General features: G+C 71.3%; 16 protein-coding genes. 13 read left to right on the forward strand and 3 right to left on the reverse strand.

Going from position 1 to position 15,758, the window contains the following annotated elements; genetic code table 11:
• Positions 1-145: 145 nt before the first annotated feature.
• The 5 genes from dnaK to ACI2K4_RS20295 all read left to right on the forward strand — a co-directional run bounded on the left by dnaK (position 146) and on the right by ACI2K4_RS20295 (position 6,067).
• A complete protein-coding gene (dnaK, locus tag ACI2K4_RS20275) occupies positions 146-2,038 on the forward strand; it encodes a molecular chaperone DnaK (protein ID WP_404513244.1) in 1,893 nt (630 codons plus the stop codon).
• Between the two features lie 163 nt (positions 2,039-2,201).
• Complete coding sequence (locus ACI2K4_RS20280; RefSeq protein WP_404513245.1) at positions 2,202-3,092, forward strand: nucleotide exchange factor GrpE; 891 nt, start codon at positions 2,202-2,204, stop codon at positions 3,090-3,092.
• A gap of 93 nt (positions 3,093-3,185) precedes the next feature.
• Positions 3,186-4,385 (forward strand): molecular chaperone DnaJ, encoded by a 1,200-nt coding sequence (dnaJ, locus tag ACI2K4_RS20285; RefSeq protein WP_404513246.1) that lies wholly within the window; start codon positions 3,186-3,188, stop codon positions 4,383-4,385.
• Positions 4,386-4,411: 26 nt separating this feature from the next.
• On the forward strand, positions 4,412-4,852 hold the full coding sequence (locus ACI2K4_RS20290) for a heat shock protein transcriptional repressor HspR (RefSeq protein WP_404513247.1): 441 nt from the start codon (positions 4,412-4,414) through the stop codon (positions 4,850-4,852).
• A gap of 207 nt (positions 4,853-5,059) precedes the next feature.
• Positions 5,060-6,067 carry a hypothetical protein gene (locus tag ACI2K4_RS20295; RefSeq protein WP_404513248.1) on the forward strand — a complete coding sequence of 336 codons (1,008 nt, stop codon included), beginning with the start codon at positions 5,060-5,062 and terminating at the stop codon, positions 6,065-6,067.
• Between the two features lie 26 nt (positions 6,068-6,093).
• On the opposite strand, the gene ACI2K4_RS20300 is transcribed toward ACI2K4_RS20295, so the two are convergent.
• From ACI2K4_RS20300 to ACI2K4_RS20310, 3 genes are all read right to left on the reverse strand, one after another.
• Positions 6,094-6,525, reverse strand: coding sequence for a hypothetical protein (locus ACI2K4_RS20300; protein ID WP_404513249.1), 432 nt, complete (start codon positions 6,523-6,525; stop codon positions 6,094-6,096).
• Between the two features lie 171 nt (positions 6,526-6,696).
• Positions 6,697-7,908 carry a cation:proton antiporter gene (locus ACI2K4_RS20305; protein ID WP_404513250.1) on the reverse strand — a complete coding sequence of 404 codons (1,212 nt, stop codon included), beginning with the start codon at positions 7,906-7,908 and terminating at the stop codon, positions 6,697-6,699.
• Positions 7,909-7,912: 4 nt separating this feature from the next.
• Positions 7,913-8,413, reverse strand: a complete 501-nt coding sequence (locus ACI2K4_RS20310; protein ID WP_404513251.1) for a cation:proton antiporter regulatory subunit — start codon at positions 8,411-8,413, stop codon at positions 7,913-7,915.
• Positions 8,414-8,593: 180 nt separating this feature from the next.
• On the opposite strand from ACI2K4_RS20310, the gene clpB reads away from it, so the two are divergent.
• The 8 genes from clpB to ACI2K4_RS20350 all read left to right on the forward strand — a co-directional run bounded on the left by clpB (position 8,594) and on the right by ACI2K4_RS20350 (position 15,743).
• Positions 8,594-11,185, forward strand: coding sequence for an ATP-dependent chaperone ClpB (clpB, locus tag ACI2K4_RS20315; protein ID WP_404513252.1), 2,592 nt, complete (start codon positions 8,594-8,596; stop codon positions 11,183-11,185).
• A gap of 96 nt (positions 11,186-11,281) precedes the next feature.
• The gene (locus ACI2K4_RS20320; RefSeq protein ID WP_404513253.1) at positions 11,282-11,671 is read left to right on the forward strand and encodes a hypothetical protein; all 390 of its coding nucleotides are present in this window, start codon (positions 11,282-11,284) and stop codon (positions 11,669-11,671) included.
• 70 nt (positions 11,672-11,741) lie between these two features.
• Positions 11,742-12,632 (forward strand): hypothetical protein, encoded by an 891-nt coding sequence (locus ACI2K4_RS20325; RefSeq protein ID WP_404513254.1) that lies wholly within the window; start codon positions 11,742-11,744, stop codon positions 12,630-12,632.
• Positions 12,633-12,729: 97 nt separating this feature from the next.
• On the forward strand, positions 12,730-13,404 hold the full coding sequence (locus ACI2K4_RS20330; protein ID WP_404513255.1) for a DUF4178 domain-containing protein: 675 nt from the start codon (positions 12,730-12,732) through the stop codon (positions 13,402-13,404).
• Position 13,405: 1 nt separating this feature from the next.
• Positions 13,406-13,996, forward strand: a complete 591-nt coding sequence (locus tag ACI2K4_RS20335; protein ID WP_404513256.1) for a DUF2617 family protein — start codon at positions 13,406-13,408, stop codon at positions 13,994-13,996.
• Entirely contained in the window at positions 13,993-14,418 is a 426-nt protein-coding gene (locus ACI2K4_RS20340) for a DUF4247 domain-containing protein (RefSeq protein ID WP_404513257.1), read from the forward strand. The genes ACI2K4_RS20335 and ACI2K4_RS20340 overlap by 4 nt, the downstream gene beginning before the upstream one ends.
• 33 nt (positions 14,419-14,451) lie before the next feature.
• Positions 14,452-14,877 carry a DUF350 domain-containing protein gene (locus ACI2K4_RS20345; RefSeq protein WP_404513258.1) on the forward strand — a complete coding sequence of 142 codons (426 nt, stop codon included), beginning with the start codon at positions 14,452-14,454 and terminating at the stop codon, positions 14,875-14,877.
• Positions 14,877-15,743, forward strand: coding sequence for a hypothetical protein (locus ACI2K4_RS20350; RefSeq protein ID WP_404513259.1), 867 nt, complete (start codon positions 14,877-14,879; stop codon positions 15,741-15,743). Before ACI2K4_RS20345 ends, ACI2K4_RS20350 begins: the two co-directional genes overlap by 1 nt.
• The last annotated feature ends 15 nt before the right edge of the window (positions 15,744-15,758 follow it).

Consider the following 15,758-nt stretch of genomic DNA (forward strand, 5'->3'; position numbering starts at 1 on the left):
TTGGCGGGGTTGCGCGGGTGTGACTCAAGTCCGACTTGACGGCTGCGGTGATCGTGGCACTATTGAGTCCGGTCCACTCAACTTGCGGTGGGTGCGCTGCGGGCGGTGCCCGTCACCTGCCTAGTAACGAAGCGAGGAAGCGAACATGGCACGTGCGGTCGGCATCGACCTCGGCACGACGAACTCCTGCGTAAGCGTTCTGGAGGGCGGTGAGCCCACCGTCATCGCGAACGCCGAGGGCTCGCGTACGACGCCTTCGATCGTCGCGTTCGCCCGTAACGGCGAGGTGCTCGTCGGTGAGGTCGCCAAGCGTCAGGCGGTGACCAACCCGGACCGGACCATCCGGTCGGTCAAGCGGGAGGTCGGCACCAACTGGTCGGTAGACATCGACGGCAAGAAGTACACCCCGCAGGAGATCTCGGCGCGGACGCTGATGAAGCTCAAGCGGGACGCGGAGGCGTACCTGGGTGAGCGGATCACCGACGCGGTGATCACCGTTCCGGCGTACTTCAACGACGGCCAGCGGCAGGCCACCAAGGAGGCTGGCGAGATCGCCGGCTTCAACGTGCTGCGGATCGTGAACGAGCCGACCGCGGCGGCGCTGGCCTACGGGCTGGACAAGGGCTCCAAGGAGCAGACCGTCCTGGTCTTCGACCTCGGCGGCGGCACCTTCGACGTCTCGCTGCTGGAGCTGGGCGACGGCGTGATCGAGGTCAAGTCGACCAGCGGTGACAACCACCTCGGTGGCGACGACTGGGACGAGCGGATCATCGACCACCTGGTCAAGACCTTCCGGGGCCAGCACGGCGTCGACCTGTCGCAGGACAAGATGGCCATGCAGCGGCTGCGCGAGGCGGCCGAGAAGGCCAAGATCGAGCTCTCCGCGGCGACCACGACCAGCATCAACCTGCCGTACATCACCGCCGGTCCGGCGGGTGGCGACGGTGCCCCCTCGGCACCGCTGCACCTGGACGCGACCCTCACCCGGGCCGAGTTCCAGCGCATGACGCAGGATCTGCTGGACCGCTGCAAGGGCCCGTTCGAGCAGGCGATCAAGGACGCCGGGATCAAGGTCGCCGACGTCGACCACGTGATCCTGGTCGGTGGCTCGACCCGGATGCCGGCCGTCTCCGAGCTGGTCAAGCAGCTCATCGGCCGGGACCCGAACAAGGGCGTCAACCCGGACGAGGTCGTCGCCGTCGGCGCCGCGCTCCAGGCCGGTGTGCTCAAGGGCGAGGTCAAGGACATCCTGCTGCTCGACGTGACCCCGCTGAGCCTGGGCATCGAGACCAAGGGTGGCATCTTCACCAAGCTGATCGAGCGCAACACCGCCATCCCGACCAAGCGGTCCGAGGTCTTCACCACGGCGGACGACAACCAGCCGTCGGTGCTGATCCAGGTCTTCCAGGGTGAGCGTGAGATCGCGTCCTACAACAAGAAGCTCGGCACCTTCGAGCTGACCGGGCTCCCGCCGGCGCCGCGCGGCGTGCCGCAGGTCGAGGTCACCTTCGACATCGACGCCAACGGCATCGTCCACGTCAACGCGAAGGACCTGGGCACCGGCAAGGAGCAGTCGATGACGATCACCGGCGGCTCGGCGCTGCCGAAGGACGACATCGAGCGGATGATGCGCGACGCGCAGGACCACGCCGACGAGGACAAGCGTCGCCGCGAGGAGGCGGAGACCCGCAACGTCGCCGAGCAGCTCCAGTGGCAGACCGAGAAGTTCCTGGCCGAGAGCGGCGACAAGCTCCCGGCGGAGTCCCGTGACCAGATCAGCGAGGCCCTGGGCGACCTGCGCAGCGCGCTGGGTGGCACCGATCTGGAAGCGGTCAAGTCGGCGCACGAGAAGCTGGCCACGGTCTCCCAGCAGGCCGGTTCACTGCTCTACTCCCAGCAGGCGGAGCAGGGCGAGCAGCCGGGCGGGGCGGGCGCGGGCGCTGGCGCGACCGGTGCCGGCCCGACCGGCAAGCCGGCCGGCGGCCCGGACGACGTGGTGGACGCGGAGATCGTCGACGAAGACGACAACAAGAAGTGATTCGTCGCCACCACTCCGGCCCGGTCGCCCTCGGGCGGCCGGACCGGGGCGACCGGCCCCGAACCCGTCCGGTTCGGGGTGGTCGCGTGGCCGGACAGCGCAGGGGAACCGGCCGGCGGGGTCCCGTGGACCGTAGCCCGGCCGAGCGGAGCGAGGAGAAGCCATGACGGAGAAGCCACAAGCCGCCGACCCGGAGACCACCGGGGCGGCGCCGGGTGGCTCCGGCCCGGATGGGGTGCAGGCCGGCGAGCGGGTCGTCATCCGGGACAATCGGAAGATCACCCGGCCGGACGGCGACCCGGCGGGCGCTGCGGCCGAGAGCGACGCTGCGGTCAAGAGCGACGCGGTCGAGAGCGATGCCGACGAGCCGGTGGATGCCGGCAAGTCGACCGCCGAGGCCGAGCCGGGCGACCCGGACGACGCCGAGCCGGCGGGCGAGTCGGACCGGTCGGACACCCCGATCCTGGACGAGCTGGTGGAGGAGGCCGAGGTCGAGGTCGAACTCGCCGACGGCAAGGCTCGCGGGCCCAAGCTCGACCAGCCGGCCGGGCCCGAGGGTGCGGTGGTGGACGCACCGGCCAAGCCGGTCAGCGGCGCACCGGGTGAGGTCGGCACGTTCGGCGCCGAGCTGGAGGCGCTCCGCGCCGACCTCGACGAGCGGACCAAGGACCTCCAGCGGGTGTCGGCGGAGTACGCCAACTACCGCAAGCGGGTCGACCGGGACCGGGGGGTGGCGGCCGAACAGACCATGGGTTCGGTGCTGACGGCGCTGCTGCCGGTACTCGACGATCTCGACCGGGCACGCGAGCACGGCGACCTGGTCGGGCCCTTCGGCAGCGTCGCCGAACAGCTCAACGCCGTGTTGACCAGGTTCGGCCTGACCGCCTTCGGGGAGAAGGGCGACCCGTTCGACCCGACCCGGCACGAGGCCGTGGCGCACCAGACGTCGGCCGAGGTCACCGAGCCGACCTGCGTCGAGGTGATGCGTCGGGGTTACCAGCTCGGGGAACGGCTGTTGCGGCCCGCACTGGTGGCCGTCGCCGACCCGGAGTAGTCGAGTTCGACTGTCATGATCGGGGCGTGCCGGGACCGCTGTGGCGGACGCGGTACGCCCTGATCACGGCAGCAGGAAGGGGGTGGACGACTGATGAGTTCCAAGGACTGGCTGGAGAAGGACTTCTACGCCGTACTCGGTGTGGGCAAGTCCGCCTCCTCCGACGAGATCAAGAAGGTCTACCGGAAGCTGGCCCGGGAGTCGCACCCGGACCACAACCCCGGTGACCCGCAGGCCGAGGAGCGGTTCAAGGCCGTTTCGGAGGCGTACCACGTCCTCTCCGACGAGCGTAAGCGCCGAGAGTACGACGAGATGCGCTCCCTGTTCGGCTCCGGCGCGTTCCGGCGCAACGCCCGTGCCGGTGGTCAGCCGGGACCGGGCGGCTACCCGTTCGACGTCTCCGACCTGTTCGGCAACGCCGCACAGGGGGCCGGTGCCGGCGACCGGCGGTTCGGCGGGGCCGGCTTCTCCGATCTGTTCAGCTCGATCTTCTCCGGCGGTGGTGGTGCCGGGACGGCGCAACGTCGCGGTCCGGCCCGTGGTCGTGACGTCGAGGCCGAGGTGGCGCTCGACTTCAACGACGCCGTACGCGGGGTCACCCTGCCGCTGACGCTGCGCGCGCCGGGCGTCTGCGACACCTGCCACGGTGACGGTGCCAAGCCGGGCACCCAGCCGCGTGCCTGCCCGCAGTGCCACGGCGCCGGGGTGGTGACCCGCAACCAGGGCTCGTTCAGCTTCTCCGAGCCGTGCCGCGAGTGCCAGGGCGTCGGCACGGTGGTGGAGGAGAAGTGCCCGGAGTGCCAGGGCACCGGTGGGGTGACCAAGACCCGGACGCTCAACGTACGGTTCCCGGCCGGGGTCGGCGACGGCCAGCGGATCCGGCTCGCCGGTCGAGGTGAGCCGGGCGAGCGCGGCGGTTCCGCCGGCGACCTGTACGTGCTGGTCAAGGTCCGCGACGACGACCTTTTCGGGCGCAGTGGTGACGACCTCACCCTGACCGTGCCGATCACCTTCGCCGAGGCGGTGCTCGGGACCGACCTGAAACTGCCGACCCTGGACGGCGCGGTGACCCTCCGGGTGCCGCCCGGTACGCCCAACGGGCGGATCCTACGGGCGCGCGGCAAGGGCGTGCTGCGGCGCGACGGACAGCAGGGTGACCTGCTGGTGACCGTCGAGGTGGCGGTGCCGTCGCAGCTCTCCACCGAGGCCCGCGAGGCACTCGAGTTGTTCGCCAAGCAGAGCCCGCCCGCCGGGCGGGAACATCTCGACGCCCGGGTGCGTCGGGATAGTTAGTGGTGAGTGAGCGGAGGTGAGTGGCGATGGCTGAAGAGATCATCATCTCGGTCGAGCAGTCGTCCGATGCCAAGGTGCTGATGATTTCGGTGGCGGCCCGGATGGCGGGGATGCACCCACAGACCCTCCGCCAGTACGACCGGATGGGCCTGGTGCAGCCGGGACGGGCGGCCGGCGGCGGGCGCCGCTACAGCGCCCGCGACGTGGCCCTGTTGCGTGAGGTGCAGCGGCTCAGCCAGGACGACGGGGTCAACCTCGCCGGGATCAAGCGCATCATCGGCCTGGAGCAGCTCGTGGACGAGTTGCAGCAGCGGATGGCGCAGCTTGAGAACGAGCTGGAGCACGCGTACCGGCGGGTTGCCGAGTTGGAGACGGCCGCGGCCAGCGGTCCGTTCCCGCGCCGCGACCTGGTGCCGACCAACCAGGTCTCGACCGCCCTGGTCGTGTGGCGCCCGCGTCGGTCCTGACCTGCGGCTGTGAGCCGTTCCGGACCTCCGGCTGTGAGCCGTCCCCGACCTGCTCTCGAAGAGCTGAACGCCCCGCATTCCCGCCCGGGAGCGCGGGGCGTTGGCCTAGTTTGGGGGTGCCGGTCCGGGCCGGGCTCCACGGGGGGTCCCGGCCCGGACCGCATCGGCCTTAACCGGTCGTCCGGCGTTCCGTACTAGGGTCCATGCGTGATCTTGCGATTCGGCGCCCCGGCTCAGGTCCGGGTGGTCGCCGTCCTGGTCGGCGTACTGCTGGCGGTGCTCTCGCTGACGGGCTGCGGTGGTCGAGGCGGAGGCGAAGCCGCCGCCGGGTCGTCGACGCCCACGGGTACGCGGGGCGCTCCCAGCCCGATCCCGGAGCCCGACGCGGGGCTGGGACGGGCCCCCGCCGGGGCGAGCGCCTCCGCCACCGGGTCGGCCGGGTGCCGGCCCGCCAACGGTTGGGACTGCGCCTGGCAGGGCCGGTTCACCGCCGTGTCCGCGCTGGTAGATAAGAAGCCGGGCCAGCTCGGGGTGGAGGTTCGGGATCGCCGGACCGGCGCGGTGTTCCGGATCGGGGCGACCGATCACCGCTACTGGACCGGGTCGACCATCAAGCTGGCGATGATCACCACCGTGTTGGAGCGTGCCCGTTCCGGCCAGGTGACGCTCAGCGACGCCGATCGGCGCAACATCGCGGACATGCTGTCGTTCTCGTCGGACGACGCGGCCGACGAGATCTGGACGAAGTACGGCCGGGACGGCATGGTCGCGGGTTTCGGCAGCAAGTACGGGATGTCGAAGCTCGCCTTCGCCGGCTCCGCCCGCTACTGGGGGTTCATGAAGTGCACGCCGACCGACCTGGCGGCCCTGATGACGTACGCGTTGGGCAAGCTCGGCCCGGAGGACCGGTCGTACCTGGTGGGGGCGATGCGGCAGACCGATTCGATCCAGCACTGGGGCGTCTGGGCCGCCGGTGCGGCCCAGCGGCCGGGCAACAAGAACGGCTGGTCGGTCGAGCGGGACGGCGGCCGGGACCACTGGCTCACCAGCTCCGTCGGCTTCGCCGGACCGGACGAGCGTTACGTCGTGGCGATGATGTACGACATGCCGCCGGGAAAGGACTCCCTGAACCTCGGCGCGCAGACGCTGAGCGACATCGCGGCGCTGTTGTTCGGGGCGAAGACCCCGGCCCAGATCGTCGTACGTCCGAGCTGAGCGCTCCTCGCCCGCCCGGCCCGCCGTCAGCCGAGGCGGCGGCCCTGACGGACCAGGCCGCCCTCGCACCAGTCGTGGTAGTTGAACAGCTCCGGCTTCGCCATCAGCACCCGGCTGTTGTGCGCCCAGATCATCATCTGCTCGTCGCCCTGCTGCTCGGCCTGCTCGACGAGCTTGCGCAGGCGCCGCTTCGGGTGGGCCCGGAACTTCGTCCGGATCCCGTCGGCGGCGTAGATGTAGAGGCAGTGCAGGGCGAACCGGCGGGCCGGGCAGGACCGGTCCATCGCGAGGTCGAACAGGGTGACGATGAGCCGGTCGCCGGAGACCAGCAGGTCCCAGTCCTGTGGCATGGACTGGAGCGGTACGGAGTCGGGCTGGTAGGCCCAGGCACGCAACTCGGCGGGAGATGGGTCCACCGGGTTGGAGAAGCCTTGGAACGCGGTCTCTTGCACGCTCACCGGGCCGACCTTCCGCTCGCGAGCGCGAGCCACCTGAGCAGCCCGCGCACACCACTAACCTGCTGCGGCGACACGGTAGCGTGCCGCCGCCGATCTGGGGAAGAACCCTGACGTGCCATTTCACCGAGCCGTTACGCCAAAGGTACGGAGAGTCTGTCGTACCGGGGCGATTCAGTCGGCGATGGGCGCGGGAGTGAGCGTCCCCGACTGCGCCCTGCGGCGCAGCCAGTCCTTGAACCAGCGGGTGTCCGGCAGTCGGGCCAGCATCGGCCCGGTGACCACCGTGATCAGGACGTAGGCCGTCGCGAGCGGGGCCAGTTGCGGTTCGATCGCCACCCCGGCCGAGGTGACGGCCAGTCCGGCGATGACGATGGAGAACTCGCCTCGGGGCATCAGGGCGAGTCCGGTACGCCAGCGACCCGGCAGGGCGATCCCCACCCGACGGGCGGCGAGGTAGCCGGTGAGCACCTTCGTGGCCATCGTCACCACGGCCAGCCCCAGTGCCGGGAGCAGCACCGGAGGCATGTCGGCCGGGTCCGTGGCCAGCCCGAAGAAGACGAAGAACACGGCGGCGAAGAGGTCCCGCAGCGGCGAGAGCAGTTCGGTGGCGTGGTGCGCCACCGGCCCGGACAGGGCGATGCCGACCAGGAACGCGCCGACCGCCGCCGACACCTTCAGTCCGGCCGCGAGCCCCGCCACCAGCAGGGTCAGCCCGAGTACGCCGAGCAGCAGCGCCTCCGGGTCCGACGGCGCGAACATGCGCGAGATGATGTGCCCGTACCGGATCGCCACCACCAGCACCACGACGACCGTGGCGACCGCGATGGCCAGTGCCTGGGCCCCGCCGACCAGCCCGATCCCGGCCAGCAGCGCGGTGACCAGCGGCAGGTAGAGCGCCATCGCGAGGTCCTCGATCACCAGGATCGAGAGGATGACCGGCGTCTCCCGGTTACCGAGTCGTCCCAGGTCGGCCAGGACCTTCGCGATCACGCCGGACGAGGAGACCCAGGTGATGCCGGCGAGCACCACGGCGGCGAGCCAGCCCCAGCCGAGCAGGAGCGCGAACGCCGCTCCCGGCAGGGCGTTGAGCAGGCCGTCGATCAGACCGGCCGGAGCGGCCGCGCGCAGGTTGCCGACGAGTTCGCTGGCGGAGTATTCGAGCCCGAGCATGACCAGCAGCAGGATCACGCCGATCTCGGCCCCGACGGCGAAGAACTCCTCGCTCGCCGAGAGCGGCAGGATGCCGCCGTGGCCGAAGGCCAGACCCGCGAGCAGGTAGAGCGGGATCGGCGAGAGCCCGATCCGGCGACTCAGCCGGCCGAGCAGGCCCAGCCCGAGTAGCAGCGCGCCGACTTCGACGAGCAGGACGGTCGTATGGTGCATCCGCTCAGCCGTCCGGATCGCCGTCGGCGAGGATCGCGGTGACGCCGTCGAGACCCTTGCGGGTACCGACCACGACCACCACATCGCCGGCTTCGAAGCGGAACGAGGGGTCGGGAGAGGCGATGACCTCGCGCTCGCGCAGCACTGCCACGATCGAGGCGCTGGTGCGGGTGCGAGCCTTGGTGTCGCCCAGTCGACGCCCGACGAACGGTGACCCCGCCGGGATCGAGATCTGCTCGGTGAGCAGGCCGGCAGCCTGCTGGCGCAGCCCGGAGAGCTGACCCAGCATCAACGAGGCGCCGAGGATGTCGGCCAGGGCCTCGGCCTCGTCGTCGTTCAACGGGATGTCCGCCGTGCAGTCGTCCGGATCGTCGCGGTCGTATAAGACCAGATCGCGGCGGCCGTTGCGGTGAGTGACCACGCCGATCCGGCGGCCGGACGTGGTCACCATGTCGTGACGCACGCCGATCCCGGGTAGGGCGGTCTGTTCTACGCGTACTCGCACGCGGGCAACGGTACCGTGCGCCCGATCACGCTGCCGAATGGGCGAGCTTGGGCAGTTCACGGGCGGTCTCGGCCGGATCGGGTGGGCCGCCGAGTGATGGAGGTCACACGTTAGAGTTGAGCGGAATAGACTCAACTCTGGTTGTGTCGTCACCAGTGGACACGCCGATCAGGGGAGCCCATGAACGCCGAACGCCTCACCACCAAGAGCCGCGAAGTCATCACCGGTGCCGTGGCCATCGCCAACCAGCGCGGGCACGCCACCGTTGAGCCGTGGCACCTGCTGTTGTCACTGCTGGACACCGGTGGCTCGACCGCCGCCGGCCTGCTGCGCGCCGTCGGCGCCAACCCGGCCGAGATCCGCCGGGCCGCCGCCCGCGCGGTGGAGAACCTGCCCGCCGCGCGTGGCTCCAGCGTCGCCGAGCCCAGCCTCTCCCGCGAATTCGCCAACGCCATCGGCGCGGCCGAGCAGATCGCCCGCCCGCTCGGCGACGAATACACCTCCACCGAACACCTGCTGGCCGGGCTGGCCCGGGTGGGCGGCGTGGTGGCCCAGACGCTCAAGACCGCCGGTGCGACCGAGGAGAACCTGGTCGCCGCCTTCCCGGCCGTGCGCGGCGGTGACCGCCGGGTCACCACGGCCGACCCGGAGCAGACCTACCAGGCCCTGGAGAAGTACGGCGTCGACCTGACCGCCAGCGCCCGCGCCGGCAAGATCGACCCGGTGATCGGCCGTGACTCGGAGATCCGCCGGGTGATCCAGGTGCTCTCCCGCCGGACCAAGAACAACCCGGTCCTGATCGGTGAGCCCGGGGTCGGCAAGACCGCCATCGTCGAGGGGCTGGCCCAGCGGATCGTCGCGGGCGACGTACCCGAGTCGCTGCGCGACAAGAAGCTGGTCTCGCTCGACCTCGGCGCCATGGTCGCCGGTGCCCAGTACCGGGGGCAGTTCGAGGAACGCCTCAAGTCGGTGCTGGAGGAGATCAAGGGCTCCGACGGCCAGGTCATCACCTTCCTGGACGAGCTGCACACCGTGGTCGGCGCCGGCAAGGGCGAGGGCTCGATGGACGCCGGCAACATGCTCAAGCCGATGCTGGCCCGGGGTGAGCTGCGCATGGTCGGCGCCACCACACTGGACGAGTACCGCGAGCACATCGAGAAGGACCCGGCGCTGGAGCGGCGGTTCCAGCCAGTGCTGGTCGGCGAGCCGACGGTCGAGGACACCATCGGCATCCTGCGTGGGCTCAAGGAGCGCTACGAGGTGCACCACGGCGTACGGATCACCGACGCCGCGCTGGTCGCCGCGGCCTCGCTCTCCGACCGTTACATCACCGAGCGCTTCCTGCCGGACAAGGCGATCGACCTGGTCGACGAGTCCGCCTCCCGGCTCCGGATGGAGATCGACTCGCGGCCGGTCGAGGTGGACGAGATCGAGCGGGCGGTACGCCGGCTGGAGATCGAGGAGATGGCACTGGCCAAGGAGCCGGACGCCGCCTCGGCCGAGCGCCTCGAACGACTGCGCAAGGAACTGGCCGACAAGCGCGAACAGCTCACCGCGCTCAGCGACCGGTGGCGACTGGAGAAGGAGCACATCACCCGGCTCTCCACCGCCAAGGAGGAGCTGGAGCGGCTCGGTGGCGAGGCCGAGCGGGCCGAGCGGGACGGTGAGCTGGAGCGCGCCGCCGAGCTGCGGTACGGCCGCATCCCCACCATGCAGGGCGAGTTGGCCCGCGCCGAGGCGGAACTCGCCGTACTCCAGGCGGCCGGGGCGATGCTGAAGGAGGAGGTCGGCGCCGACGACATCGCCGCCGTGGTGGCCTCCTGGACCGGCATTCCGGCCGGCCGGCTGCTCGAGGGCGAGACGGCCAAGCTGCTGCGGATGGAGGAGTCGCTCGGCTCCCGGGTGGTCGGGCAGGCCGAGGCGGTCGCCGCCGTCTCCGACGCGGTCCGCCGGGCGCGGGCCGGTGTCGCCGACCCGGACCGCCCCACCGGCAGTTTCCTCTTCCTCGGCCCGACCGGGGTGGGCAAGACCGAGCTGGGCAAGGCGCTGGCCGAGTTCCTCTTCGACGACGAGCGGGCCATGGTACGCATCGACATGAGCGAGTACGCCGAGAAGCACTCGGTGGCTCGCCTGGTCGGTGCCCCGCCCGGCTACGTCGGGTACGAGGAGGGCGGTCAGCTCACCGAGGCGGTGCGTCGCCGGCCGTACTCGGTGGTGTTGCTGGACGAGGTGGAGAAGGCCCACCCGGACGTCTTCGACGTACTGCTCCAGGTCCTCGACGACGGCCGGCTCACCGACGGCCAGGGCCGTACGGTCGACTTCCGCAACGCGATCCTGATCCTCACCTCCAACCTCGGCACCGGGCAGGTCACCGACCTGACCCTTTCCGAGGAGCAGCGGCGGGAGGCGGTGCTGGCGGTCGTGCGTACCCATTTCAAGCCGGAGTTCCTGAACCGGCTCGACGACATCGTCGTCTTCGCGGCCCTGACCGGCGCCGACCTCAGGTCCATCGTGGACATCCAGCTCGACCGGCTGCGCCGCCGGCTGGCCGACCGCCGGCTCGCCCTGGTCGTCGCCGACCCGGCCCGCGACTGGCTGGCCGAGCACGGCTACGACCCGATCTACGGTGCCCGCCCGCTGCGTCGACTGGTGCAGTCGGCGATCGGGGACCGGCTGGCTCGGGCGCTGCTCGCCGGTGAGATCCGGGACGGCGACATGGTCCGGGTCGACCTGGCCGAGAGCAAGGACGCGCTGGCGGTTTCCGCCGGCTGATCGGCCCGGATCCCGGTGGTGGGCGGCCGTTGGACGGACGGTACGCAACCACCGGGATCCGGGTTCGGCCCGGCCCTTCTGGGGCACAATCGGAACATGGCCGAATCCACCGGACCGAAAGCCGGACCGAAAGACGGCATCGCCGAGGCGGTCCGCGAACTCCGGGCCGCCGACGTGGTGGCCTTCGGTGGCGTGGGCATCGCCGGGCAGGTGCTGCCGCCCACGGAGGCGTACCAGGTGTTGGAGTTGGCGCTGCCCAGCAGGTTGGACGAGGTACGTCCACAGATCTCGTGGCTGCTCGACCACGGCTCGGCCGCCGCCAAGGTGTACGCGGCGACCCTGCTCACCCGCTTCGACCCGGCCGCCGCCCGGGCGGCCTGGGAGTCGCTGACCGGCGACTCGGCCGAGTTCACCACCTACACCGGCTGCCTCATGGACCGCACGACCCTGGGCGAGTACGCCACCGCACAGCTCGACCAAGCCTGATCCGTACGGCGTCGCCGGTCGGCCGGTTGTGCACTGTCGCCGATCGGCCTTGATCGCTAGCGTCACGGCGGTGAGCTACCCCTCGCCGTACCCGGGCCCCCTTCTGCCGCCCGGTCCCCAGCGGATCGTCTGGCCCGGTCCGGGAACGCCGCCGTCCACGTTGGCACGACCCGTGGTGGTGACCGTGGCCGGATGGCTCTTCGCGGTCGTGATCGTGGGGCTGCTGGCCGGGATCCTGTTCACCGTGGCCTACTCGGTCCAGCACGACGCGCTGATCGACCGGACGGCCGCGGTGACCGACCCCGAGCCGTACGAGGTTAGCGACGAGCGGGGCGCCAACATCGTCGGGGCGATGGTCGTCGCGGTTCCGGCGGCGGTGCTGATGGTCTGGCTGGCGATCTGCGTGCCGTTGCTGCTTCGGGGACGGAACGCGGCCCGGATTCTCGCTCTCGTCCCGGTGGGTCTGACGCTGCTCTGCTGCGCCGGTCCGGCGTCGGCGATCTCCGTCGTACCGCTGGTCCTGCTCGGCGCGGCCCCGTTCGACGAGCCGCTGCCCGACTCCGACCCCGTGCCCGACTCCGACCCGGTGCCGGACTCCGACCCGTACGCCGAGCCGGAGTTCCCGGTCGACCCTGGTTACCAGGAATCGGAGTTCTTCGAGCGGCTCTACACCGACGCCGATCCGTTCTGGGACGCCGTCTCGGTCGGTACCCCGCTGCTGTTCTTCTTTGTCGCCGCACTGGCCATCGGTGCGGGGGTGCTGCTACTGACGCCTCCGGCGAACCGTTACTTCAATCCGCGCCCCTATCCGCCGCTGTACTGGCCCGGCTACGGATGGCCACCCGGGCCGCAACCCGCTCCCGACTTCCCGCCCGTCGCCTTTCCGCCCGCCGGCTTCCCGCCCGCCGGTTCTCCGCCGGGTGGGACTTCGTCGGTGGCGCCGCCCGGGCCGGGCGAGTGATACGGGTGTTACCGCAGCCTGCGGTGGCGAGCGGATCATGCCGCGTGCGTGGGCTTGTTACCGTCGGCGCCCGAGTGCGGTCGAGAGGAGCGAATCCGTGAACGGGGCGACGGCGTACCTGGTGGCCGTGATCGGCTGCCTGGTCGCGGTGGCGGGCGTGGTGGTGGCGGTGCTCGCCCTGCGCGCCAGACGGAAGCAGGCCGACCGGGCCACCCGGACCGCCGACCGCGACCCGTTCCGGGTGGTCGACGACGACGCCGACGCGCTCCGCGGTGACCCGCGCAAGCTGCGGCCGGGTGACCTGGTCGAGATCCGGAACACCTCGTACGGCGTACGCGGCAGCCTGCGGTTCACCGAGGGCGGCTGGAGTTGGAGCGAACACCTGCTCGACGACGCGCACGGGGCGAGGCTCTGGCTCTCGGTCGAGGAGGACCCCGACCTGGAACTGGTGCTCTGGACCGACCTGCCCTGCCCGGACGTGGCCATCGAACCGGGCGCGGCGCGGGTCGAGTTCGACGGCCGCCACTACGACCGGGACGAGTCCGGTCGGGCCGGCTGGACCGGCGCCGGCAGCACCGGTCTGGACCCGACCGGCACCATGCGCTACCACGACTATCTCGGCGACGGCGGGGCCCGGCTCTCGTTCAGCGCGTACGGCGACAGCGCCGACTGGGAGGTGTCCCGGGGCGAGCGGCTGTCCCGGGCCGAGGTGCTGGTCTACCGGCAGCCGCCGGAGGATCCGGACCGGGACCGGGCCGGACGGGCCGGTTGACATGCTCGTCACCCTGGACACCCCGTACGCGGACACCACCGCCGCCGAGCTGAGCCTGGCGCTCGGCGCGCCGGAACTGCCCGCGCTGCACGTACTCGAACTGGCCCATCCGGACCATTCCGGCGTACGGCTGCTGCTGCGCCTGCTCGGCGCCTCGCACCAGGTCGTGCTCGGTCGCGCGACCGTCGCCGACCGGCACCCGCCGGCAGCCGAACTCGTCGAGACCGTCGCCTGCCTGCCCGGTCGACGTCCCGAGTTGCCGTCGGAGCTGGTCGATCCGGCGACCGGTTACCGGTTCACCGCCCGGGTGCTGCGGTTGGACCCGGCGACGATGGCCACCCGGACGGCGGGTCTGCGGCGGGAACTGGCCGGCGACCCGTACGCCCTGATCGGTGTTTTTCCCGGCGGCCCCGACGCGATCACCGCGTTACGGCTGGACCGGCGCGACGACCCGGCCAGCCCGGTCGACGGTCGCGACGAGGTTCGCCCCGGTGGCACGAATGAGACCGGCGCGATCGGCTGGCGGACCTGGCACGCCTATCCACAGAGCGGCGAACTGGTCGAGACCGAGACGGTGGTGAGCGGGCCGTGACGTACCGCAGGTGGTTTCTTGTCGGGACGGCATTCGCCGTGCTGGGCGCCGTGTTGGCGGGATTCGCCATCTTCTACGGCAGCTTCTCGCCGCGCGGGTACGTGGAGAACCACTACGCCCGCACGGCTGCCCGGGACATCGGCTCCGAGGCGACCGCGTACCGCTCGGACAAGGTGCCGAGCGAGGTGGCCGAGGAGGTCACCGGTGCCTGGCGCCCGGCCGACCAGTACGTCGACGGCAGTGGGGTGTACCTCCGCTACGACGACGACGCGGTGGTGATCCTGCCGCTCGCCGGTGGCTCGCTGATCCTGCTCGAAGGGCTGCGGACCGCCTACCCGCGCTATTCGAGCACGGTCGGCAACGCCTGGGGCTGGGGGCGGGGCGTGACCGTACGCGGCGGCGGTCCCGGTGCCGGCAAGTAGCGGTCGATCCCTCCACACCCCCTCGGGAGCCTCATGTTGACCACCCTCGCCACCGATCTGTTGGCCACCCTCGCGTACGCCGTGGTCGGCGTAGTGCTGATGGGCATCGGTTACGCCCTGGTCGACATGGCCACGCCCGGCCGGCTGCACGAGCTGATCTGGGCCGACCGGAACCGCAACGCGGCGCTGCTGCTCACCTCGAACCTGGCCGGGGTCGGCATCATCGTGACCACCGCGATCGTGGTCAGCGACGACGACCTCGTCGCCGGGCTGGTCGGCAGCGCCGCGTACGGGTTGCTCGGGCTGGTCGTCATGGCCGGCGCGTTCCTCCTGCTCGACCTGGCCACCCCGGGCCGGCTCGGTGAGATCCTGGTCGACCCGGAACCGCACCCGGCGGTCTGGGTCTCCGCGGTCGTACACCTCGCCACCGGCGCCGTGATCGCCGCCGCGATGAGCTGATGGCGACGGAGTCGGGGCCGGGCCGCGATCCCGGTACGCCGCCCGCGGAACCGGACGCGCAGGCGTCGAACCGGACGACGAGGCGGGCCGCCAAGGGCCGTAGGGCGCGGGACAGGGAGACGGCCCGACGGGTCAGGACCGTTGCCATCTGGGTCGGCGTCGCGGTGGTCGTGGCCACCGCCTTCACCCTCATCGCTCTCGGCGAGGAGCCGGACGACGACGGTACGCAGGTACCACCGCCGACCGCGTCCGAGCTCGCGGACACCGTGCAGCTTCTCGGCGACGCGTACCGGGCCCAGGGCATCTGTTACGGCTGGCGGCTCGACGGCGGCCGGACATCGAGGCTGAGCGTCGGTTCGAATCTCGGCGACGGGGTGGAGGTGGAGGACGACCCGCGCTGCGAGCGCTGGGTGAAGATCGCGGCCGTGGTGACGTACACCTCGGAGAGCAGCGAGAGCAGTGACCTCGCGTCGTACGAGGTGACCAGCTCGGACGACCTCGCCGGGATCGACTACGAAACCGGGCTGAAGCGGCTCGACCTGCCCACCGACGCCTTCGTGGACGACCCCGGCTGGGCGGTCTGTCGGGCCGCCGTCTTCCTGCCACTGCTGGTGGCGGAGTCGGGGGCGGCGCCGGCCGCACCGACGAAGACGGTGCCGCCCGGGTCGGCACAGCCGGTGCCGGCCGCGCTGCCCGACTCCGGCGGCGACTTCTGGCGGGACCGCTGGGCCTACCTGGTCGGTGCCGGTGGCCTTTTCCTGATCACCGCGCTGCTGCTGACGGTCGGCTGGTTCGAGCGTCGGCACCAGCTTCCACCGCCCGGCGCCGCAGCCCGCGCTCGCCGGCCACCGGCGTCACGGCGATGACCGGTCCGACGCTAC

Source organism: Micromonospora sp. NPDC050397, from assembly GCF_044901685.1.
In the GTDB taxonomy this organism is placed as follows: domain Bacteria; phylum Actinomycetota; class Actinomycetes; order Mycobacteriales; family Micromonosporaceae; genus Micromonospora_G.

Coding starts and splice junctions, on each gene's coding strand:
- dnaK (WP_404513244.1), top strand. CDS start 146: ATGGCACGTGCGGTCGGCATCGACCTCGGCACGACGAACTCCTGCGTA.
- ACI2K4_RS20280 (WP_404513245.1), top strand. CDS start 2,202: ATGACGGAGAAGCCACAAGCCGCCGACCCGGAGACCACCGGGGCGGCG.
- dnaJ (WP_404513246.1), top strand. CDS start 3,186: ATGAGTTCCAAGGACTGGCTGGAGAAGGACTTCTACGCCGTACTCGGT.
- ACI2K4_RS20290 (WP_404513247.1), top strand. CDS start 4,412: ATGGCTGAAGAGATCATCATCTCGGTCGAGCAGTCGTCCGATGCCAAG.
- ACI2K4_RS20305 (WP_404513250.1), bottom strand. CDS start 7,908: ATGCACCATACGACCGTCCTGCTCGTCGAAGTCGGCGCGCTGCTACTC.
- clpB (WP_404513252.1), top strand. CDS start 8,594: ATGAACGCCGAACGCCTCACCACCAAGAGCCGCGAAGTCATCACCGGT.
- ACI2K4_RS20320 (WP_404513253.1), top strand. CDS start 11,282: ATGGCCGAATCCACCGGACCGAAAGCCGGACCGAAAGACGGCATCGCC.
- ACI2K4_RS20335 (WP_404513256.1), top strand. CDS start 13,406: ATGCTCGTCACCCTGGACACCCCGTACGCGGACACCACCGCCGCCGAG.
- ACI2K4_RS20345 (WP_404513258.1), top strand. CDS start 14,452: ATGTTGACCACCCTCGCCACCGATCTGTTGGCCACCCTCGCGTACGCC.
- ACI2K4_RS20350 (WP_404513259.1), top strand. CDS start 14,877: ATGGCGACGGAGTCGGGGCCGGGCCGCGATCCCGGTACGCCGCCCGCG.